Annotated in this window: 19 protein-coding genes and 2 riboswitches; of the genes, 9 read left to right on the top strand and 10 right to left on the bottom strand. The window is 63.6% G+C overall.

The genetic code is table 11. The features are described 5' to 3' along the window. Positions 1 to 35 precede the first annotated feature (35 nt). From DK842_RS17250 to ald, 9 genes are all read right to left on the bottom strand, one after another. Positions 36 to 848, bottom strand: a complete 813-nt coding sequence (locus DK842_RS17250; RefSeq protein ID WP_114063784.1) for a TrmH family RNA methyltransferase — start codon at positions 846 to 848, stop codon at positions 36 to 38. A 109-nt stretch (positions 849 to 957) separates the two neighbouring features. After that, complete coding sequence (locus DK842_RS17245; RefSeq protein ID WP_114062560.1) at positions 958 to 2,277, bottom strand: HDOD domain-containing protein; 1,320 nt, start codon at positions 2,275 to 2,277, stop codon at positions 958 to 960. Then, positions 2,264 to 3,004 (bottom strand): methyltransferase domain-containing protein, encoded by a 741-nt coding sequence (locus tag DK842_RS17240; protein WP_114062559.1) that lies wholly within the window; start codon positions 3,002 to 3,004, stop codon positions 2,264 to 2,266. Before DK842_RS17240 ends, DK842_RS17245 begins: the two co-directional genes overlap by 14 nt. 10 nt (positions 3,005 to 3,014) lie before the next feature. Then, positions 3,015 to 3,926 carry a flagellar motor protein MotB gene (motB, locus tag DK842_RS17235; protein WP_114062558.1) on the bottom strand — a complete coding sequence of 304 codons (912 nt, stop codon included), beginning with the start codon at positions 3,924 to 3,926 and terminating at the stop codon, positions 3,015 to 3,017. An 18-nt stretch (positions 3,927 to 3,944) separates the two neighbouring features. Beyond that, a complete protein-coding gene (gene motA, locus DK842_RS17230) occupies positions 3,945 to 4,799 on the bottom strand; it encodes a flagellar motor stator protein MotA (protein ID WP_114062557.1) in 855 nt (284 codons plus the stop codon). Between the two features lie 171 nt (positions 4,800 to 4,970). Then, on the bottom strand, positions 4,971 to 6,350 hold the full coding sequence (locus DK842_RS17225) for an aspartate aminotransferase family protein (RefSeq protein ID WP_114062556.1): 1,380 nt from the start codon (positions 6,348 to 6,350) through the stop codon (positions 4,971 to 4,973). Positions 6,351 to 6,474: 124 nt separating this feature from the next. Continuing rightward, entirely contained in the window at positions 6,475 to 7,809 is a 1,335-nt protein-coding gene (locus DK842_RS17220; RefSeq protein WP_114062555.1) for a glutamine synthetase family protein, read from the bottom strand. 111 nt (positions 7,810 to 7,920) lie between these two features. Further along, entirely contained in the window at positions 7,921 to 8,676 is a 756-nt protein-coding gene (locus DK842_RS17215) for a gamma-glutamyl-gamma-aminobutyrate hydrolase family protein (protein WP_114062554.1), read from the bottom strand. A gap of 17 nt (positions 8,677 to 8,693) precedes the next feature. Continuing rightward, entirely contained in the window at positions 8,694 to 9,818 is a 1,125-nt protein-coding gene (gene ald, locus DK842_RS17210; protein ID WP_114062553.1) for an alanine dehydrogenase, read from the bottom strand. Between the two features lie 213 nt (positions 9,819 to 10,031). Here ald and DK842_RS17205 point away from each other — a divergent pair, with 213 nt between their 5' ends. The 6 genes from DK842_RS17205 to DK842_RS17180 all read left to right on the top strand — a co-directional run bounded on the left by DK842_RS17205 (position 10,032) and on the right by DK842_RS17180 (position 15,298). Beyond that, positions 10,032 to 10,577 (top strand): cupin domain-containing protein, encoded by a 546-nt coding sequence (locus DK842_RS17205; protein ID WP_114062552.1) that lies wholly within the window; start codon positions 10,032 to 10,034, stop codon positions 10,575 to 10,577. Positions 10,578 to 10,590: 13 nt separating this feature from the next. Continuing rightward, positions 10,591 to 10,983, top strand: a complete 393-nt coding sequence (locus tag DK842_RS17200; RefSeq protein ID WP_114062551.1) for a VOC family protein — start codon at positions 10,591 to 10,593, stop codon at positions 10,981 to 10,983. Between the two features lie 32 nt (positions 10,984 to 11,015). After that, a complete protein-coding gene (locus DK842_RS17195; RefSeq protein ID WP_114062550.1) occupies positions 11,016 to 12,503 on the top strand; it encodes an aldehyde dehydrogenase in 1,488 nt (495 codons plus the stop codon). Between the two features lie 162 nt (positions 12,504 to 12,665). Then, positions 12,666 to 13,508, top strand: a complete 843-nt coding sequence (locus DK842_RS17190) for a substrate-binding periplasmic protein (RefSeq protein WP_114062549.1) — start codon at positions 12,666 to 12,668, stop codon at positions 13,506 to 13,508. A gap of 185 nt (positions 13,509 to 13,693) precedes the next feature. Continuing rightward, the gene (locus tag DK842_RS17185) at positions 13,694 to 14,491 is read left to right on the top strand and encodes a substrate-binding periplasmic protein (RefSeq protein ID WP_232538515.1); all 798 of its coding nucleotides are present in this window, start codon (positions 13,694 to 13,696) and stop codon (positions 14,489 to 14,491) included. 12 nt (positions 14,492 to 14,503) lie between these two features. After that, positions 14,504 to 15,298 carry a substrate-binding periplasmic protein gene (locus tag DK842_RS17180; protein WP_114062547.1) on the top strand — a complete coding sequence of 265 codons (795 nt, stop codon included), beginning with the start codon at positions 14,504 to 14,506 and terminating at the stop codon, positions 15,296 to 15,298. 53 nt (positions 15,299 to 15,351) lie between these two features. On the opposite strand, the gene DK842_RS17175 is transcribed toward DK842_RS17180, so the two are convergent. Next, positions 15,352 to 15,960, bottom strand: coding sequence for an FMN-dependent NADH-azoreductase (locus tag DK842_RS17175; protein WP_114062546.1), 609 nt, complete (start codon positions 15,958 to 15,960; stop codon positions 15,352 to 15,354). Positions 15,961 to 16,067: 107 nt separating this feature from the next. On the opposite strand from DK842_RS17175, the gene DK842_RS17170 reads away from it, so the two are divergent. The 3 genes from DK842_RS17170 to DK842_RS17160 all read left to right on the top strand — a co-directional run bounded on the left by DK842_RS17170 (position 16,068) and on the right by DK842_RS17160 (position 20,174). Then, positions 16,068 to 17,009, top strand: coding sequence for a LysR substrate-binding domain-containing protein (locus DK842_RS17170; RefSeq protein WP_114062545.1), 942 nt, complete (start codon positions 16,068 to 16,070; stop codon positions 17,007 to 17,009). 41 nt (positions 17,010 to 17,050) lie between these two features. Next, complete coding sequence (locus DK842_RS17165) at positions 17,051 to 17,596, top strand: GNAT family N-acetyltransferase (RefSeq protein ID WP_114062544.1); 546 nt, start codon at positions 17,051 to 17,053, stop codon at positions 17,594 to 17,596. A gap of 181 nt (positions 17,597 to 17,777) precedes the next feature. Then, on the top strand, positions 17,778 to 20,174 hold the full coding sequence (locus DK842_RS17160) for a DUF3141 domain-containing protein (protein ID WP_232538514.1): 2,397 nt from the start codon (positions 17,778 to 17,780) through the stop codon (positions 20,172 to 20,174). Positions 20,175 to 20,239: 65 nt separating this feature from the next. Continuing rightward, a riboswitch (glycine riboswitch) is annotated at positions 20,240 to 20,325 on the top strand. Positions 20,326 to 20,329: 4 nt separating this feature from the next. Then, a riboswitch (glycine riboswitch) is annotated at positions 20,330 to 20,427 on the top strand. The last annotated feature ends 23 nt before the right edge of the window (positions 20,428 to 20,450 follow it).

Here is a 20,450-nt window from a genome sequence, read left to right as displayed (position 1 = left end):
ACCCCGAATCCCAGGCCGGAAACGAGTACGCCCGCTCAGCCCTGCCCGCTGCCGGCGATGGTTTCCAATTGCCTCACCCGTTCGAACAGACAAACCGTCGCAGCCATCGCCACGTTCAAAGATTCCGCATGGCCCGGCATCGGGATGCGGATGCGCGCGTCGGCCTGCGCCAGCAGGCGCGCGCTGACCCCGGCCCCCTCATTGCCGAACACGAAGGCGACCGCACCGCTGAGATCATGGCCATACAGCGAACTGGAGCCCTCCAGATGCGTGACCAGCTTGCGGCCGGAAAAATGCCCCAGCTCCGCCGTCAAGTCCGCATGCTCATGGATGCGCAAGGCGAAATGCGCGCCCATTCCCGCGCGCAGCACCTTGGGAGAAAACACGTCCACGCAGCCCTTGGAGAGGAAAACGTCGTAAACGCCCGCAGCCGCGGCGCTGCGAAGAATGGTGCCCAGATTGCCCGGGTCCTGGATATCCTCCAACAATACGCGCGGCGCCTGCGCCGGCGGAGTGTCGGGCTGCGGCCGGGGGCTCAAGGCCAGCAATTCGCCGGCGCTGGCCAAACCCGTGACCTTGGCCATCACGGACTCGGGCAGCGTCGCGACCACGCAGCCATCCGGAAGGCGCGCCAGCAAATCCCCAACCTCCTCCTTGCCCGCCGCGGCCTCGTTCAGATAAACGCGTGGCAATGCGCCGCCGGCCAACAGGCAGGCGTCGGCCAGATGAATGCCCTCCAGCACCATCACGCCCTCTTTGCGGCGGTCGCGGCTGTACTGGACCAGCCTGGCCAGCGCCTTGACTTCGTCGTTGTGGGGAGAGGTGATGGTCTTGGCAATGTAGGGCATGTCGGCTCTGTCCGGCGCGGAAAACAAAGGGGCAAAGTTTACCCGCCCCGTCGCCATCTTGCATCAGCGCGGCAAACATAAATCGCCGCGCGGCGGCGAACGATCGCGATCAATGCTGAGCCAGACGCGTGACCAAATCCTTGAATCGATGATAAGTGGAGTCGTCGATCACGCGCCCGGTTCTGGCATTGTCGACATAGAACACGCCGCTGAGCCTATGGCCGCCGAACAGGGTCATCAGCGCGAATTCATAATCGCCGACATGCTGGAAAAACTCGTCTTCGTAGCGGCGGCTCAGTTGCTGCCTAACGTCGGCAGGGGCATGAAAACTCTGCGGCTTGCTGGTGAATACGCCGAAAAAGCTGCCGGGCTCCAGCTCCACCTGCAACCTGCGCAACGGGCTATCCGCATCCACGCCCACCTGGTATCGCAGCTTCAACGCATGCTGGTCATGCTCGTAATGGAAATACAGCACCCGCTCGAACTTGAGATCGTTGGCCAGGAAACGGATGGACTCCCGAATCGCGTTCGCCAGCTGATCTTCGCCGGACAATGCCGCGGCCTTTTTCATCTCCGGCCCTTTGCCGTTGCTGGGCAGCAACAGCAAGGACCGCGCCGGAAAAGTATAGCCAACCACATGCGGACGCTTCGCCACGTTGAGCACCGCATGCACCACCGCGTTGTAGGCCATTTCCGGCATGCAGTTGATCATCTTCGCCGCGGTGTCCACCCCCACCAGCCAAGTGCTGCGCTCTACTCCATGATCCAACGAGTTGGCGGTGGCGATGGCCAGCTTCAGCAATTGCCGGCGCTTGTTGGGCGCGCCCGGACCCAGCAATGTATTGAACCCGACCGGCAAGGGCATGTGCTTGACGAAGGCTTGCAAGATTTGTCCATAGTCGGCGCTGAAGGCTTCGGACATCTCCTGCAGCAATGGTCTGTCAGGCAACTGGTTTCGCTGCAACATGTAGATGCAGGCCGGCATGTTGTAGAGCAGCGCGGAGACGAAGCAATCCTCCACCTTCACGTCGCCCATGATGGACAGCCATTCCTTGACGATCAGAGCCGCCACCCGGCTGCGCGCCATCCAGTCGCCCACTGCCTCGTAGACGTCCGCGTCCAGCTTTCCATCGCAGATCTCCAGCGCCTCCACGCGGTTGAAACGCGTGACAACCGCCTCCAGGCCCATCAGCAGCAGCGTCTGCTCTACTGCCGGGATACTTTCATTGCGCTGCAGCGCGCGCGAATTGCCAACCACCCGAAACAAGTCAAGCAGCAAGAAGGGATCGGACAAACAAAGATTGGCCAGATCGGTGAAGTTGATCAGATCGCTGTGGCGAGCGCAGGCGTCGCGCAGCTCGCTCAACGTGTCGGGGAGAATCGGCCACCGCCGCTCGGCGATGGTCTTGGTCCAGTTATCGAGATCCATGGGGGTGGCGCCAGATCAATAGTTCTTTTTGCAGGGGGCCTTCTAACGGTATGCTTTCGTCCGGCGCCACGTCCGGAACGGCAAAGGTATTGCTGATGAGCAGACTGCCGGGCCGGCCCTCGGCAACGAACTTGCGCCAGATGCGCGGCATGGGTTCCGGCGACAGGAACACGTAAATCGCGTCATATCCCCCCCAATCCTCTTTCCAGAAATTGCGGCAGGCAATCGCCAACTGCGAAGGTCGTCCTGCCCGCAGCCACCGCCATTTCGCCAACAAACAGCTGCCGACCGCGCTCTCCAGGGCAATCACGCTTACATCCGGCCTGCGCTGGGCTAATTGCAGCGCCAGACGTCCATCGCCGCAACCGGCTTCCAGCACAGTTGCGCCGTCATCCAGCAACCGCCCCAGGCTTTCCGCCACCCTGGGCGCAGAGCGATACAGGGGCACGCGTTCGACCAGAGCATTCTTGCCCAGCGCCAGCGTCAGCAACAGCGCCGCCAAGTACCAGCCTGGCGCAATGCCAGCCTGGCTCGCCAGCGCCACGCCCGGGATGAACAGCCCGTGAACCAACCGCTGCCAGCCGGGCATCCTCAACATGATCGCGAACAGCCCCGCCAGCATCGCCTGCAACGTCGCCCACGGCAGCAAATGCTGAGCCGGCGCGATGAAAATCCAGGCCCCGACGCAAGCGAAAAGTTGTAGCAGCGGATGGCGCAGCCAACTCATCCCCGCGTCCTCAAGGCGCTCCCGACTGCTGCGCCGCGCCGTCTTGCGGCCCGCCGATCACGTCCTGATTCATTTGCGGCTTGAAACCGTCGTTGAGGATGGCGGATTCGGTATCCTTGTTCAGCACCACGATAGTGATGCGGCGGTTTTCGGGACTGAACACATCGCTCTTGACCAGAGGATTCGCCGACGCCAGCCCCACCACTCGAAGAATCTTGTTCTCTCCGAGACCGCCAGCGATCAATTCGCGGCGGGCGGTATTGGCCCGGTCTGCGGACAGCTCCCAATTGCTGTAGCCGCCCTGGCCGCTGCCGAACGGCTTGGCGTCGGTATGGCCCGAAATGCTGATCTTGTTGGGCAGTTGGTTCAGTTCCGACGCCAGCTGCTGCAGCAGCACCCGGGTATGCGGCAGCATGCGCGAGCTGCCGGAATCGAACATCGGCCGGTTCTGCTCGTCGACGATCTGGATCTTCAGCCCTTCCGGCGTCATCTCCAGCTTCAACTGGTTCTTGTACTGCTTGAACAGATCGCTCTGGTCTATGGTTTGCTGGATTTTCTGCTGCAGCTGGTTCAGGCGAGCCTGCTCCTTCTGCTTCTGCATGATTTCTTCCTGCTTGGCGCCTGCCTTATTGACCTGTCCGGTCTGCTTGGTGATATCGTTGCCGCCTCCCTTGATCACCGAGGTGGCGTCGCCAGCGCCTGCGCCGCCCGAAAGCGCCACTTTCAACGGCGTTTTGAAGTATTCGGCGATGCCGTTCAAGGTGCCCTGCGATGCGGAGCCCAACAGCCACATCAGCAGGAAAAACGCCATCATGGCGGTCACGAAGTCGGCGTAGGCGATTTTCCAAGCGCCGCCGTGATGGCCGTGCCCGCCTTTCTTGATTTTCTTGACGACTATGGGTCGTTGCGATTCGTCTGCCATTCCAGTTCCTTGCCCCGCTTATTTCTTCTGCTTGACGTGGTCTTCCAGCTCCTTGAACGACGGGCGGTCGATCGAGGTCAGCGCCTTGCGGCCGAACTCCACCGCCACCTGCGGCGCGTAGCCGTTCAGGCTGGCCAGCAGCGTCACTTTGATGGTCTGGTAGACGCGGGTGCCCTCTCCCAGCTTGTGCTCCAGAATGGTGCCGAGCGGGCCGACGAAGCCATACGCCAGCAAAATACCGAGAAAGGTGCCCACCAAGGCGTGGGCGATCAGCATGCCCAGCTCGGATGGCGGCGCGCCGACGGACTCCATGGTGTGCACCACCCCCATCACGGCCGCCACGATACCGAATGCCGGCAGACCATCGGCCAGGCCCTTTACTGCGGACACCGGTACTTCGCCCTCATGGTGATGCGTTTCGATTTCGACGTCCATCAGGTTCTCGATCTCGAAGGCATTGAGGTTGCCGCCCACCATCAAACGCAAATAATCGCAAATGAACTCGACGACGTGGTGGTCATGCGTGACTGTCGGATACTTGGAAAAGATAGGACTGGATTCCGGATTTTCGACATCGGCCTCGATCGACATCAGGCCTTCCTTGCGCACCTTGGTCAGCACCTCGAACAGCAAGGAAAACAGGTCCATGTAAAAGCCCTTGCCATAGGGACTTCCCTTGAACACCGTGGGCAAGGCCTTGGTGGTAGCCTTCAACGGCGCGCCGCCGTTGGCGACGATGAAGGCGCCGATGGCCGCGCCGGCGATCATCACGACCTCCAGCGGTTGCATCAGGGCAGCGACATGCCCCCCCGCGGCAACGAAGCCCCCAAGCACCGAGCCCAGGATGATGAGATACCCTATTGCGACGAACATGCGCCAAGTCCTGTATTTGTTTTATTGCCCCATGCCGCTACTTGTATTACAGCATGCCTTTTTGCAATTCATTATAGAAATAATAGAAAAAGCGGGTGGAATTGTATCAACCCGCTTCATTCCCTGCAAAAAAGGAGGGGCAAGGCGCACCCCACACCAGCATAGCCCGCGCTAAGCCAATCCGCGCGCCTTCAGCGTCTGTTCAAACTCCTCCAGACAACGCGCGGCCACAGCCAGCATGGCGTCCACTTCAGCCCGCGTCATCACCAGAGGAGGGGCGGACACGATGTGGTCGCCGCAGGCGCGCATGATCAGGTTGTTGCGGAAGAAGATGTCGCGGCACAAGGTGCCGATCTCGCCGAAATCCGCGAACAACTCGCGCTTGCTCTTGTTTTTCACGAGTGTGAATGCCTGGATCATGCCGACGCCGCGCACGTCGTCCACATGCTCGAACTGGCTGAAGGTCTCTCGCCAGCGTTTTTGCATATAGGGGCCGATGTCGTCCTTCACCCGCTGCACGATGCCCTCGTCGCGCAGCGCCGCCACGTTGGCATGGGCGACGGCTGCGCAGACAGGGTGGCCGGAGTAGGTGAAGCCGTGGTTGAAGTCGCCGCCGGCAATCAGGCCTTCGGCCACTCGCTTGCCGACGAATACCGCGCCGATCGGCAAATATCCCGAAGACAGGCCCTTCGCCGTGGTGAAGATGTCCGGCTGGAAGCCTAACTGCTGGAAGCCGAACCACTCGCCGGTGCGCCCGAAACCGCAGATCACTTCGTCCGCCACGATCAGTACATCGTATTTGCGGCAGATGCGTTCGATTTCCGGCCAGTAGCTGGCGGGCGGAATGATGACGCCGCCTGCGCCCTGGATGGGCTCGCCGACGAAAGCCGCCACCTTGTCCGGGCCGATTTCCAGAATCTTCTCTTCCAGCCAGCGCGCGGCCACCAGGCCGAACTCGTCAGGCGTCATATCCTTGCCGTGCTTGTACCACCACGGCTGCTCGATGTGGGCCATGCCCGGAATCGGCAAGTCGCCCTGCTCGTGCATGTATTTCATGCCGCCCAGGCTGGCGCCGCCGATGGTGGAGCCGTGATAGCCGTTCCAGCGGCCGATCAGCGTCTTCTTCTCCGGCTTGCCCTGCACGTCCCAGTAGCGGCGCACCATGCGGATCATGGTGTCCACCGATTCGGAGCCGGAGTTGGTGTAGAACACGCGGTCGAAACCGGCCGGCGTCACTTCGGCCAGCAGGCTGGACAACTCCACCACCGCCGGGTGAGTCGTCTTGAAGAAGGTGTTGTAGAACGGCAGTTCCTCCATCTGCCGGCGCGCGACATCGGCGAAATCCTTGCGGCCGTAGCCAACGTTGACGCACCACAGGCCGGCCATGCCGTCGATGATCTTGTTGCCGTCCGAATCCCACAGGTAGACGCCCTCTCCGCGCGTCATCACGCGCGCGCCCGCCTGGTTCAGCGATGCGGTATCCGTGAATGGATGCAGGTGATGGGCGGCATCCAGTTCGCGCCATTGGCTGGTCGTACGTTGCTTCTGCATAACAATCCTTCCCGTTTTCTCCGGCGAGGCGGGCCCTTGCCCACCCCTTCTGCGCCTGCGGCGTCGTTCTATTCGTTTGTCCTGTCTGTTCCGCGATTCTAACCGCGAGCCGAATCTCCGCGCATCACACGTGCAGCAGCAGGAACTTGCGCTCCCACGGGCTGATCACGCGGAAATACTCGGAAAACTCCTTCTCCTTCATCGCCACGTACATCTTGACGAAGCGCGGCCCCAACACCTCGGCGATCTCATGGCAGCCCGCCAGCTGCAGCAGCGACTCCTCCGAGCTGTTGGGAAACTGGTAAGGCAGTTCGTAGGCGTCGGTCTGCCTGGGCTCGGTAGGTTGCAGCTTGTTGACCATGCCCAGATAGCCGCAAGCCAGGGTGGCGGCAATGGCGATGTAAGGATTGACGTCCACGCCCGGCACCCGGTTTTCGATGCGGCGCGCGGCCGGAGACGAATGCGGGATGCGCAAGCCGACGGTGCGGTTGTCGTAACCCCATTCGACATTGGTCGGCGCCGCGGTGTAGCGAGACAAACGACGGAATGAGTTCACGTAGGGAGCGAACAGCGGCATGGTCTGCGGAATGTATTTCTGCAGGCCGGCGATGAAATGGAAGAAGATGTCGGACGGGCTGCCGTCTTCGTTGGTGAACACGTTGCGGCCGGTATTCTTGTCCACCACGCTCTGGTGGATGTGCATGGCGCTGCCCGGTTCGTTCTCCATCGGTTTAGCCATGAAAGTGGCGTACATATTGTGGCGAAACGCGGCCTCGCGCACGGTGCGCTTGAACAGGAACACCTGGTCGGCCAGGTCCAGCGGGTTGCCGTGCAGGAAGTTGATCTCCATCTGCGCGGTGCCGATCTCGTGGATCAGCGTGTCCACTTCCAGATTCTGCGCGTGACAGTAATCGTAGATGTCCTCGAACAATGGATCGAACTCGTTGACCGCGTCGATCGAGTATGAGCGGCGGCCGAATTCCGCCCTGCCGGTGCGGCCGATCGGCGCGGCCAGCGGGATGTCGGGATCGGGATTGGGCGACAGCAGGTAGAACTCCATCTCCGGCGCCAGCACCGGCTCCAGGCCCATTTCGTCGAACAGGCCCAGCACGCGCTTGAGCACGTTGCGCGGCGCCACGTCCACCGGGCTGCCGTCGGCGCGGCAGCAGTCATAGATCAGCTGCGCGGTAGGGTCCACCGCCCACGGCACGTAGCGCAGCGTGTTCGGATCGGGCTCCAGCACCATGTCGGGGTCGGTCAGGTCCAGCAAGCTGTCGTCGGGATAGTCGCCGGTCACGGTCTGGATCAGCACCGCCTCGGGCAGGCGCATTTCCGGATCGGAAACGAACTTGTCCTTGGGCACGATCTTGCCGCGCGCGATGCCGGTCATGTCCGGCACGATGCATTCCACTTCGGTGATGCGGTGCTCTCGCAACCACTCGTTGATCTGGTGATTCATAACGCTTCCTCTATGGTCTCCCCGGCCGCTGGCAGCGGCTCTGGATCGGGAGGTGCTACTTTATGAGTCATCGAGACTCGCGCCGGGTTCCTCGTCCGGCGCGCATGGGATTCATCCCTTGCGGCTTTCCCTCCTGGCCCGGCAGGCCTCGCCGAAAGCGTGGAAAATGGCAAGCGACAGCGGATTGTCCCAGTACAGCCATTCCGGATGCCATTGCACGGCAAAGGCGAAACCCTTGGAATTGCGGACCCGGTAAGCCTCCACCAGGCCATCCTCGGCATGCGCCTCGGCGATCAGACTGGGCGCCAGCCGCTTGATGCCCTGCTGATGCAAGGAATTGACCATCGCCTCCCGCGCGCCGGACCACTCGGCCAGCAAGCCGCCTTCGACGAAGTCCACCCGGTGCGCCGGCGCGTACATCGCGGCGATGTCGTCGCCTTCCGCCTCGCGGTGATCGCGCAGGCCCGGCTCTTCCTGCACATGCTGGTGCAATTCGCCGCCCAGCGCGACGTTGATCTCCTGGAAGCCTCGGCAGATGCCCAGCAGCGGCACCCCCTCCTCCAGCGCCAGGCGGATCAGCGGCAGGGTCGTGGCGTCACGCCTCGGATCATGCAGCGTGCCCTGGCGGCTGGCCGGCCCGCCATAGTGATGCGGCTCCACATTGGATGGCGAGCCCGGCAGCAACACGCCGTCCAGCGTCGCCAGCGTGGCGCGCAACAGCGCGTCGTCGCCCAGCGACGGGATCAACACCGGCAGGCCGCCCGCGCCGCCGGCCGCCGCGGCGATGTACTTGTCGCCCGCCGCGTGGAACGGCAGCAGGCCGATCATTTTCAGATCACACGGGATGCCTATCATTGCTTGCGACATGGCTTGCTGCGCTCCTATCAGCTTGCGGCCTTGATGGCCTCTATCGGGTCGATGTAAGCGTGGCCAAGATCCTGCGCCACCGCCTGGTAGGTGACCCGTCCGCGGCAGACATTGAGGCCGTTGCGCAGATGGGCGTTGTCCAGCAGCGCCTGGCGCCAGCCCTTGTTGGCCAGTTCCAGCGTGTATGGCAAGGTGGCGTTGGTCAGCGCCTGGGTGGAGGTGCGGGCGACGCCGCCCGGCATGTTGGCCACGCAGTAATGGACGATGCCGTCCACGGTATAGATCGGGTCCTGATGCGTGGTGGCGCGACTGGTTTCGAAACAACCGCCCTGGTCTATCGCCACGTCCACCAGCACCGCGCCCGGCTTCATCGTCTTCAGCATCGCGCGCGTCACCAGCTTGGGCGCGGCCGCGCCGGGAATCAGCACCGCGCCGATCACCAGATCGGCGTCGCGGATGCTGTCGTCGATGTTGGCGCCGTTGGACATCAAGGTCTTGATGCGGCCGCCGAACACCATGTCGATCTCTTTGAGCCGGCTCAGGGATTTGTCGAGAATAGCGACGTCGGCGCCGGCGCCCATCGCCATCCGCGCGGCATTCAACCCCACCACGCCGCCGCCGATCACCACCACCTTGGCCGGGGCCACGCCGGGCACGCCGCCCAGCAACACGCCGCGGCCGCCCTGCGCCTTTTCCAGCGCGTGCGCGCCGGCTTGGATCGCCATGCGGCCTGCCACTTCGGACATCGGCGCCAACAGCGGCAGGCCGCCGCGCTCGTCGGTGACGGTTTCGTAGGCGATGGCGATGGCGTCGGACTCGATCAGCAGCTTGGTCTGCTCCGGGTCCGGCGCCAGGTGCAGGTATGTGAAGAGGATTTGGCCCGGACGCAGCATCCGGCACTCCACCGGCTGCGGCTCCTTGACCTTGACGATCATCTCGGCGCGCTCGAACACCTCGTCGGCATTGGAGGCGATGGACGCGCCCGCCTGGATGTACTGCTCGTCGGTGAAGCCAATCGCGAGACCCGCGTGGGTCTGCACCAGTACCTTGTGCCCGTGCGCCACCAGCTCGCGGGCACCGGACGGGGTCAGACCCACGCGGTACTCATGGTTTTTGATTTCCTTCGGAACGCCGATCAACATAGTCGCCTCCAACTGGTTATCCGTGCTGCGCTGACTGGCAAGCGCCGTTTAAGAAAATTCACATCGCGCTTGCCCTTTCAACTTGATTCTGACTATAAAACCTCACCCTTGCAAAGATATTCGATTTTGCGACGCAGCAAGCAAATTTACCTCTACACGCGCTACAATGCCGCAGTTGTCTAAAATTATTAACATATTGATGGAGCAGGAAGAATGGATGTCGGCGCACGCTTGAGAATGGTCAGGACACGGTTCGGCTTGTCGCAAAGAGAGCTGGCCAAACGCGCGGGCGTCACCAACGGCACCATCTCGCTGATTGAGCAAAACCGGGTAAGCCCTTCGGTCAGTTCCCTCAAGAAGGTACTGGAAGGGCTGCCGATAACCCTGGCAGAATTCTTCACTTTCGACGCCGAGCCGGCGCAGCCCCGAGTGTTCTACCAGGCGGACGAGCTGCCCAACCTCGGCAACGAAGACATCAACTTGATGCTGGTGGGCACCGCCCACGACAAGCGCGACATCGCCATCCTGCGCGAACGCTACCTGCCCGGCGCCGACACCGGCCCGGACATGCTGGTGCACGAGGGCCAGGAAGGCGGCGTGGTGATACGCGGCAGCATAGAAGTGACGGTGGGCAATGAAAGCCGCGTGCTGGGGCCGGGCGACGCCTACTACTTCGACAGCAAGCTGCCTCACCGCTTCCGCAACGTCGGCGACGACATCTGTGAAATGGTGAGCGCCAGCTCGCCGCCCACCTTTTAAAAGGGAAGACATTTTGAAGCTGGCCTACACCATCATTTACGTCCCGGATGTGCCGGCCTCGCTGCGCTTTTTCGAAGCCGCCTTCGGCTTCAAGCGCAAATTCCTGCACGAATCCGGCGCCTACGGCGAGCTGGATACCGGAGAAACCACGCTGTCCTTCGCCCAGCACGAACTGGCCGCCGGCAACCTGCCCGACGGCCATGTCCGCGCCAGCGAGTCCGCCCGGCCGCTGGGCATGGAAATCGGCCTGATCGCCGACGACGTGGCCGCCGCCCACGCGAAAGCGCTGGCCCACGGCGCGGCCGAACTGTCCGCGCCCAAGCGGAAGCCTTGGGGGCAAACGGTATCCTACCTGCGCGCGCCCGACGGCGCGCTGATTGAAATTTGCAGTCCCGTTTCAGCCTGAACGCAACAACATCACTCGACGAGGAGAGCAGCATGGCCCGCAGTCACGCCGAATGGAAGCAATTTGCAGCAGAACTGAAAATTGAAGGTCGCGCCTTCATCAACGGCGAATATCGAGACGCCGCCGAAGGCAAGCGCTTCGATTGTGTCAACCCCGCCAACGGCGCCAAGCTGGCCGAGGTCGCCCATTGCGGCGAAGCCGATGTGGAGGCGGCGGTCAAGGCCGCCCGCCGCGCGTTCGAGTCCGGCGTCTGGTCCGGACTCGCGCCGGCGAAGCGCGCCGCCACGCTCAAGCGCTTCGGCGCGCTGATCAACGAGCATGCCGACGAGCTGGCGCTGCTGGAAACGCTGGACGTGGGCAAACCCATCGGCGACACCACCGCCGTCGACCTCCCCAACGCCGCCTATTGCGTGGAATGGTTCGCCGAGGCGATCGACAAGGTAGGCGGCGAAGTGGCGCCGGTCGATCCCAAGCTGGTGGGCCTGGTGACACGCGAGCCGGTAGGCGTGGTGGCTGCCGTGGTGCCGTGGAATTTCCCCATCATGATGGCCAGCTGGAAGTTCGGCCCGGCGTTGGCCGCCGGCAACGCCGTCATCGTCAAGCCGTCGGAAAAGTCGCCGCTGACCGCGATCCGCGTCGCCGCGCTGGCCAAGCAGGCCGGCATCCCGGACGGCATCTTCCAGGTGCTGCCGGGCGCCGGCGACGTCGGCCGCCTGCTGGCGCTGCACATGGACGTGGACTGCGTCGCCTTCACCGGCTCCACCGCCGTCGGCAAGCTGATAGCCGGCTACGCCGCCCAGTCCAATCTGAAGCGCGCGTGGCTGGAGCTGGGCGGCAAGTCGCCCAACATCATCCTGGCGGACTGCCCGGACATCCCCCGCGCCGCGAGCGCCGCGGCCGTCGGCATCTTCTACAACATGGGCGAGGTCTGCACCGCCGGCTCGCGCGTGCTGGTGCACAAAGACGTCAAGGAACGCTTCCTCGAAGAGTTCAAGAAGGCCGCCGCCGGCTTCTTCCCCGGCGATCCGCTCGACCCGGCCACCGGCATGGGCGCCATCGTCGACGAAATCCAGTACCGCAAAGTGCTGAACTACATCGACAAAGGCCTGAGCGAAGGCGCCAACCTGCTGCTGGGCGGCAAGGCCGTGCACACCGACAAGGGCCTGTTCATCGAACCCACCGCCTTCGACTGCCCGAGCGAAGACCTGACCATCTGCCGCGAGGAAATCTTCGGCCCGGTGCTGTCGGTGATCACCTTCAGCGAGCTGGACGACGCCGTGCGCATCGCCAACGACACCGCCTACGGCCTGGGCGCGGCGGTATGGACCTCCAACGTCAGCACCGCCCACCAGGTGGCGCGCCGCCTGCGCGCCGGCACCGTGTGGGTCAATTGCTACGACGAAGGCGGCGACATGAACTTCCCCTTCGGCGGCTACAAGCAATCCGGCAACGGCCGCGACAAGTCTCTGCACGCGCTGGAAAAATACACCGAGCTGAAAAGCACGCTGATCAAGCTGTAACCCTTCGCGCCGGCCGGGCTCAGTCCTGGCCGGCCGCCTCGGCCGCGCCGCATCGCGAAGCGCCAATGCCGCCCATCTCCTTCCCCGCCCCAAACCGCCGCGCCGACGCGGCAAGCATCCTTGCCTCCACCCGCCGGGGTAGCAGCCGCCGACAACCCGGCTATGATTGAAATCAAGACTTCCAGGTGGCGCATTAGCATGCAGCGAATCTACCGACTTGCCGTTGCCGGCCTGTTATGGCTCCTATCCTTTGCCCATGCGGCGGAAAGCAATCCCGCCTGCCCCTCCGGGCCGCTGAAAGTGGGATTTTACGAATACGGCCTGGCCTACCGCGACGGTCGGGGCTATGACGTGGACCTGGTAAGGGAGCTGGCCCGCCGCCTGCGTTGCCCCATCGCCAGCGAAACCGTCTTTCCGTGGGTTCGCACTCTCAAGATGCTGCAAGTCGGCGAAATCGACATCGCCACTTCCGCCACCCCGACGCCGGAGCGTCTCCAATACGCCTGGATCTACACTTACAAGCACAGCAAGAGCATGGTCCTGCTGCGCACGGAAGTGCAGGCCCGCTCCCTGGCATCCTTGCCGAACGACCCCAAGCTTCGTTGGGGCGTGATCCGCGGCTGGAAATTCAGTCCGATGCAAGACCAACTGCTGGCAGAGCTCGCCACGCGAAACAAAATCGTGCAGGCCATCGATGAGAATGATTTGTACAAAATGCTGGCGACAGGCGTCATCACCGGCGCGCTCGCGCACCCGACCAGTTATGACGACTGGCTAAGGGAGCCCAGCATTCGCAAGCAGGTCGTCGTGCTGGATCTGTTTCCCGATGTCGAAGCCACCGCTGGCGGGGTGGCGCTCAGCAAAAAACGGTTCCCGGAATCCGCAGCCGAGCTGTGGCACGCCGAACTGAAAAAAATGTCACGAGATGGAAGCTTGCATGAGATTTTCCGCCGCTTTCTGAGCGAGGAAACCGCAGACTACCTGCTGCGCTCGCCAGTGCCCTGACCATGGAGAAATCACGCAAGCGCAAAGCTGCGGCCATGATGAAGGCAGCCATGCTCGTCGAATGGCGCCATCAAGAGCCGCAGCCTATCGGAAATCTGGAATCTTGCGGTTTCTTGTGTGGATTTTCGGACAGCGAACGCCGTGGAATATGAAAGCCGGGCGGCAATATGGAGGCGATACAGAAAATGCGGCGACACATTCCATGTTTGCTTGTCTTGCTGTTTTCCGCCACCAGCGGGGCCGCGGCCAATCCCGCCTGCCCTTCCGGCCCGCTCAAAGTGGGGTATTTCAAATTCGGCGCCGCATACCGCGACGGCAAAGGATACGATGTCGATCTGGTGCGCGAACTCGCCCGCCGCCTGGCCTGCCCCATCGCCAGCGAAACCGAGATGCCCCGCGCCCGCGCGCTGAAAATGCTGGAGGTCGGCCAGATCGACGTCAGCGCCTCCACCCTAGCCACGCCAGACAGGCTGAAGTACGCGTGGATTTACCCTTACAACCACACCAAGAACATGATATTGCTGAGCCCCGCCATCCAGGGCAGAACCCTGCCGGCGATACTGGGCGATGCCGAATTGCGTTGGGGCATGGTGCGCGGCTACCACCACAGTCCGGACCAGGACAAGATGCTGGAAGAGCTGAATGCGCGCCACAAGGTGGTGATCGCGTCCGACGAGGACGATCTGTACAAAATGCTGGGCAGCGGCGTCGTCAACGCCGCCTTCGCCCAGCCGTTCAGCTATGGCCGCTGGCTGCGCGAGCTGCCCAACGCCGGCCAGATCACGGTATTGGACTTGTACCCGCAGACCGACCTGCTCGCCAGCGGCCTGGCGCTGAGCAAGGCGCGCTTCAGCCGCGAAGCGGCGGAAAAATGGCATCAGGAACTGCTGAAAATGCATCAGGAAGGCCGTTTGTACGACATCATGCGCCGCTTTCTCAGCGACAACGCGGCCAAGCAGATGACGCAAGCGCCGATAGAGTGAACGGACAGCATCATGAAATGGCTGGCAAGCTGCCTGCTTCTGCTCCCCGGCTTTTGCGCGCAGGGCGCCCCCAATCCGGCCTGCCCGCAAGGGCCGCTCACTCTCGCGTACTACGACTTCGGCGTCGCCTACCACCAAGGCCGCGGCTACGACGTGGAACTGCTCCATGAGCTGGCCAAGCGGCTGGACTGCCCGATCCGCGCCGAAGCCGATTACCCGCGCATCCGCGCGCTGAAACTGCTGGAGCTGGGTGCCGCCGACATCGGGGCCTCGACGCTGATCACGCCGGACCGTCAGCGCTATCTATGGCTGTATCCATACAATCACAGCAAAAACATGGTGCTGATGTCCCGCGCCAAGCAGGCCGCCACGCTGGAGCAGCTGCTTCAAACGCCCAATTTGCGCTGGGGCGCGATCCGCGGCTTTCGGCACAGCCCGGCGCAAGACCGGCTGCTGGCCGACCTGATCCAGCAACGCAAGCTGGTGATCGCCGAAAGCGAGGATGACCTCTACCGCATGCTCACCAACGGCCTGGTCGACGCCATCTTCGCCCACCCCATCAGCTACGATCCCTGGCTGCAGGCTCATCGCGCCGAGCGCATCGTCGTGGTCCGCGATTTCTTCCCCGACGTGGAAACCATCGCCGGCTCCATCGCACTGAGCAAGGCTCGCTTCGACCGCCCCGCCGCGGAACTGTGGCATCAGGAACTGCACAAGATGTACCGCGACGGCTCGCTGCGCGCGATCCTGCGCCGCTACCTGAGCGAACCCAGCGTGGATCAAGTGCTGAAGCTGCCGCTGGAGTAAGCGAAGCGCGAAAAGCCCGGTTCAGCCGAACCGGGCTTTCGCCTGTCCGCCGCTTACAGCGCCAGCTTGGCGATGGCTTCCTTGGCCATGTGAATGGAGGTGGCGCGCTTGTCCGGGCCCATGTTGACGGCCTCCGCGCGGATGATTTCCACATTGCTGACGCCCAGGAAGCCCAGCACTTTCACCAGATAGTCTTCCTGGAAGTCCATCAGGCTGCCCTGCTCGCCGCTGTGCACGCCGCCGCGGGCGGACACCAGCACAACCTTCTTGTTCGGCACCAGGCCCACCGGGCCGGTCTCGGTGTATTTGAAGGTGCGGCCGGCTGCGAATACGCGGTCGATCCAGCTGCGCAGTTGCGTCGGAATGGAGAAGTTGTACATCGGCGCGCCGATCACCAGCACGTCGGCGGCCAGAAACTCTTCGATCAGCTCGTCGCTCAGCGCGGACTCGCTGCGCTGGGTAGCGGTCCAGTCCGCTTCCGGCGCGAAGCGCGCGCCGACGATTTCGCCGGACAAGTGGGCGATCGGATTGGCGGCGAGGTCGCGGTAGCTGGTTTCCACATTGCCATGGCGCTGACGCAGGGTGTCGGCGACGACGGCGGACAGTTCGCGGGTGACGGAGTTGTCAGCCAGGATGCTGGAGTCGAGGTGAAGCAGTTTCATGGTTTGGGTCCTTCGGGGTTCGATTGCGATGAGTGGATGATAGATATCCGGAACAATCAGGACTAGACTGCTAAATTCGAAAACATTGTTCTACCAGTGAGACAATAATGCAGGACCTCAACGATCTGCTGTATTTCGCCAAAGTGGTTGAGCATGGCGGCTTCATGGCCGCCGGCCGCGTGCTGGGCATTCCCAAGTCCAAGCTGTCCCGCCGCGTGGCGGAGCTGGAAAGCCGCCTGGGCGTGCGCCTATTGCAAAGAACCACCCGCCGCCTGTCGTTGACCGAAATCGGCAGCCAGTACTACCAGCATTGCCAAGCGATGCTGGCTGAGGCCGAAGCGGCGGACGAGGCGGTGCTGCACGTCAGCGCGGAGCCGCGCGGCCTGATCCGCGTCAGCTGCCCCGAACTCTTGTGCAAGACCATGATCAGCGCCGCGCTGCCGCGCTTCCTCGCCCGCCATCCGCAAGTGCGCGTTTCGCTGGACTCCACCAACCGCAGGGTGGACTTGATAGAAGAAGGCGTGGACGTAGCGCTGAGAGTGCGCAATGTGATAGAGGACAGCGCCAGCCTGGTGGTAAGGCGCCTGGGCAAGAGCCGGGTGATTCTGGTGGCCAGCCCGGATTTCCTGGCGCGCCATGGCGAGCCGGCGTTTCCGGAAAAACTGGCCTCGCTTCCCGCGCTGGCCATGAGCCGTCCGGACGGCCGCGGCCAATGGGTGCTGCTGGACAATGTCGGCCAAAGCTACACCGTGCATCTGGACGCGCCGCGGTTGATGACCGACGACATGATCGTGCTGCTGGAGGCGGCCATCGCCGGCATCGGGGTGGCGGCGCTGCCCACCAATGTCTGCCATCAGGCGCTGGCGGATGGGCGGCTTAGGCGCATCCTGCCGCAATACGACTTCCCATGGGGCATTCTGCACGCGGCCTTTCCCACCCGCCGCGGGCTTTCGCCGGCGGTGCGCGCTTTCCTCGACTTCATCGCCGAGGAATTGATCAACGAGGAAATGGCCGGCGACTGGGAACGCCACGCCCCCCCTTTGGCATAGCCATTGCTTGGCATGGGGCTCGTCCCCATGAAAGCGATGCCATGTTCACCCTGCGCCCGCTGCGCGAAACCGACTCCATCGAGCGACTCACCGAACTGTTGCACCAAGCCTACGCCCAATTGGCCGCCATGGGCCTGCGCTACACCGCCGTGGACCAGAGTCCTGAAGTCACTCGCCGCCGCATCCGCGGCGGCCACTGCCTGCTGGCCTGGCACCAAGACGAGCTGGCAGGCACCGTCACGGTGCACCGCCCCCTGCTCACCTCCCACTGTCCGCAATTCCGCCAGCCGGATACCGCCGTGCTGGTGCAACTGGCTGTCGCCCCGCGATGCCAGGGCCTGGGTCTGGGCGAATGGCTGATGCAGGCGGCGGAAGATTGGGCCCGCGCCCAGAGCTGCGCCGCCATCCGCCTGGACACCGCGCGCGACGCCGCCCACCTGGTGCGCCGCTACCAGCGCCGCGGCTACGCCGTGGAAGCGCCGCTGCAATGGCCGGACAAAGCCTATCAAAGCGTGGTCATGGTCAAGTCGCTGGAAACTCTGCCGCTCCCGACGACTCGAAACAAGGATTGCAGCGCAACAAGCTGATGGCTGCGCGCCACACATTGGCCCCAGACCATCTGCATTTGTTGCGTCGCAGCAAATAACGAGTACAGTGTCGGCCATGGCCCGCATCGGCCGGCCATCCTTACCTACCGTTCAAGAACAAGGGGTTGCAATGTGGTCAACTGCTGCAGTTCAAGGCGGGAAGCTCCCGTTCCCTCAACCGTTGTTTGATTACTGGCTGGACGCCTGCCAGCGCGGCATCCTGTACTGGGACACGCTGTACCAGCGCGGCGCCACCTATCTGCAGCACTGCGAAAGCGGCAAGCCGCCGGTGCTGGTATTCGATTACGCCATCATCATGGACGGCCGCGATCTGCCCGATCCCGCCAACTACGCGCTGGCCGCCATCCAGCCGCCAGCCGGCTGCCCCGCCACCGACCCGGCCAAACGCCCCTTTGTGGTGATAGACCCGCGCGCCGGCCATGGTCCCGGCATCGGCGGCTTCAAGATGGACAGTGAAATCGGCATCGCGCTGCAGCAAGGCCATCCCTGCTATTTCGTGATGTTTTTCCCCCAGCCTGTGCCGGGCCAAACCATTGAGAGCGTGGCCAAGGCCGAGGGCCACTTCCTCAAGCGCGTCAATGAGCTGCACCCGGACAGCGACGGCAAGCCTTTCGTCATCGGCAACTGCCAGGGCGGCTGGGCGCTGGCCATGCTGGCCTCGGTCGCGCCGGAACTGGTCGGCCCCATCCTGCTCGCCGGCTCGCCGCTGTCCTACTGGGCGGGCGTGCGCGGCAAGAACCCGATGCGCTACGCCGGCGGCCTGACCGGCGGCACCTGGACCGCCTCGCTGGCCGGAGACCTGGGCAACGGCCATTTCGACGGCGCCCACCTGGTGGAAAACTTCGAAAAACTGGACCCGGCCAACACGCTGTGGAAGAAGGCCTACAACCTTTACGCCAAAGTGGACACCGAACCCAAACGCTATCTCGACTTCGAGCGCTGGTGGGGCGGCCATTACCTGCTGAACAAGGCGGAAATGGAGTGGATCAGCCAGAAGCTGTTCGTCGGCAACGAGCTGGTGCAGGGCAAGATCGCCAGCCACGATGGCAAAATGCGGGTGGACATGCGCAACATCCGCTCGCCCATCATGGTGTTCGCCTCCTGGGGCGACAACATCACCCCGCCGCAGCAAGCGCTGAACTGGATCGCCGACCTCTACGACAATGTGGAGGACATCCGCAACAACGAGCAAACCATCGTCTACTGCCTGCACAACAAGGTGGGCCATCTGGGCATCTTCGTGTCCGCCGGGGTGGCCAACAAGGAGCACAGCGAATTCGCCAGCGCGCTGGACCTGATCGACGTGCTGGCGCCCGGCCTCTACGAGGCGGTGATCGAGGATATCGCTCCCGACGCGCCCGGCCAGGAGTACATCGAAGGCCGCTACATCATCCGCTTCGAGGCGCGCGACGTATCGGACATCCTGGCGCTGGATGACGGCCGCGAAGACGAGCGGGCGTTCGAAGTGGTCAAGCGCGTATCCGAAATCAACCAGGGCGTCTACGACCGCTTCGTCTCGCCCGCGCTGCGCGCCGCCAGCAACGAGGCCAGCGCCCGCCTGCTGCGCGAGCTGCATCCGGCCCGCTTCGAGCGCGCGCTGATTTCGCCGCGCAATCCCTGGCTGTGGTGGCTGCCTGGCCTGGCGGCCCAGGTCCGCGAACAGCGCCGCCCGGTAAGCGAGGACAATCCGCTGTGGCAATGGCAGGAGCGCGTATCCGGCTGGATCGGGCAATCGCTGGATCGCTACCGCGACTCCCGCGACGCCGCGCAAGAGCAGCTGTTCCGCGCCATCTACGAATCGCCGCAGCTGGCGACGCTGGTCGGCGTGCCGCCGGCGGGAGAACCGCGCAGCCAATCGCTGACCTGGGAAACCCGCGAATTGGCGCGCCTCAAGCGCGAGGCCTTGGACCCCAGCTTCGAGCACGGCACGCTGGCCGACGGCTTCGTGCGGCTGATGCTGTATGTCAGCATAGGCATAGGCGTGGTGGACGAGCGGCCGTTCAACGCCATCCGCCGCGTGATGCGCGACGTGCGCCACGAATACCCACTGACACTGATGCAACTGAAGGACATCGTGCGCCACCAAGTGGCCCTGGTGCGGTTGGATGCGCCGCGCGCGCTGCGCGGGCTGGCCCGGCTGCTGCCTGACGCCCGTCCCCGCCATCAGGCCTGGCTATTGGCGCGCGACCTGCTCGCGCTGAACGGCCCCATCCCAGCCGAACATCAGGCGCGGCTGGACGAAGTGGCCAAGGTGCTGGAACTGGATGCCGACGCGGCCTCACGCTCCGCGCTGCCCGCCGCGCCAGCCAAACCGGCGGCCGAGGAAAAGCCGGCCCAGCCTGCCGCCAAACGCTCAGCCCCGGCCAAAAAACCGGCGATGGCGAAAGCCCCGGCGGCCAAACCGGACCAGCCATCCAAGTCCCCGCGTTCGAGCGCCAAACCCGCGGCAGCCAAGGCCAAGCCCGCCTCCGCCCGTAAAGCGCCGGCGAAGGCCAATGGCCAGGCGCCGGGCGCTTCGACGCTGGCGGACGTCGGCAACAAGCAAGGCAAGGCCTGAGTCATGCGCAGGAACCGGGCGCGCCTGGTTCCTGCATTGACTATTCCAATAGCAAAAGCTAATATTCCACTCCTGCGGGAGAGAGGGGCCGCGCCCCCGCCGAAGACGCAAGCTCCCATAATCGCTCAGGCACCCGTACCGCAGCGCAGTATAGATTCAAGCCGATTGGAGAGAGGCCGCCCTGCGCGGCCCACCGAAGGGGCAAGCGGCCGCAGGCCGCGCAACTCTCAGGTAAAAGGACAAGGGGAGAGGCTGTTACCCAACCCGGAAACCGTC

This window comes from Chromobacterium phragmitis (assembly GCF_003325475.1).
GTDB lineage: Bacteria > Pseudomonadota > Gammaproteobacteria > Burkholderiales > Chromobacteriaceae > Chromobacterium > Chromobacterium phragmitis.
Note: the sequence above shows the minus strand (reverse complement) of the source record. Positions and strands in the feature narration are given on the sequence as shown.

Excerpts from the sequence above, each read along its gene's own strand:
- DK842_RS17250 (WP_114063784.1), bottom strand. The coding sequence starts at position 848 with ATGCCCTACATTGCCAAGACCATCACCTCTCCCCACAACGACGAAGTC.
- DK842_RS17245 (WP_114062560.1), bottom strand. The coding sequence starts at position 2,277 with ATGGATCTCGATAACTGGACCAAGACCATCGCCGAGCGGCGGTGGCCG.
- DK842_RS17240 (WP_114062559.1), bottom strand. The coding sequence starts at position 3,004 with ATGAGTTGGCTGCGCCATCCGCTGCTACAACTTTTCGCTTGCGTCGGG.
- motB (WP_114062558.1), bottom strand. The coding sequence starts at position 3,926 with ATGGCAGACGAATCGCAACGACCCATAGTCGTCAAGAAAATCAAGAAA.
- motA (WP_114062557.1), bottom strand. The coding sequence starts at position 4,799 with ATGTTCGTCGCAATAGGGTATCTCATCATCCTGGGCTCGGTGCTTGGG.
- DK842_RS17225 (WP_114062556.1), bottom strand. The coding sequence starts at position 6,350 with ATGCAGAAGCAACGTACGACCAGCCAATGGCGCGAACTGGATGCCGCC.
- DK842_RS17220 (WP_114062555.1), bottom strand. The coding sequence starts at position 7,809 with ATGAATCACCAGATCAACGAGTGGTTGCGAGAGCACCGCATCACCGAA.
- DK842_RS17215 (WP_114062554.1), bottom strand. The coding sequence starts at position 8,676 with ATGTCGCAAGCAATGATAGGCATCCCGTGTGATCTGAAAATGATCGGC.
- ald (WP_114062553.1), bottom strand. The coding sequence starts at position 9,818 with ATGTTGATCGGCGTTCCGAAGGAAATCAAAAACCATGAGTACCGCGTG.
- DK842_RS17205 (WP_114062552.1), top strand. The coding sequence starts at position 10,032 with ATGGATGTCGGCGCACGCTTGAGAATGGTCAGGACACGGTTCGGCTTG.
- DK842_RS17195 (WP_114062550.1), top strand. The coding sequence starts at position 11,016 with ATGGCCCGCAGTCACGCCGAATGGAAGCAATTTGCAGCAGAACTGAAA.
- DK842_RS17190 (WP_114062549.1), top strand. The coding sequence starts at position 12,666 with ATGATTGAAATCAAGACTTCCAGGTGGCGCATTAGCATGCAGCGAATC.
- DK842_RS17185 (WP_232538515.1), top strand. The coding sequence starts at position 13,694 with ATGCGGCGACACATTCCATGTTTGCTTGTCTTGCTGTTTTCCGCCACC.
- DK842_RS17180 (WP_114062547.1), top strand. The coding sequence starts at position 14,504 with ATGAAATGGCTGGCAAGCTGCCTGCTTCTGCTCCCCGGCTTTTGCGCG.
- DK842_RS17175 (WP_114062546.1), bottom strand. The coding sequence starts at position 15,960 with ATGAAACTGCTTCACCTCGACTCCAGCATCCTGGCTGACAACTCCGTC.
- DK842_RS17170 (WP_114062545.1), top strand. The coding sequence starts at position 16,068 with ATGCAGGACCTCAACGATCTGCTGTATTTCGCCAAAGTGGTTGAGCAT.
- DK842_RS17165 (WP_114062544.1), top strand. The coding sequence starts at position 17,051 with ATGTTCACCCTGCGCCCGCTGCGCGAAACCGACTCCATCGAGCGACTC.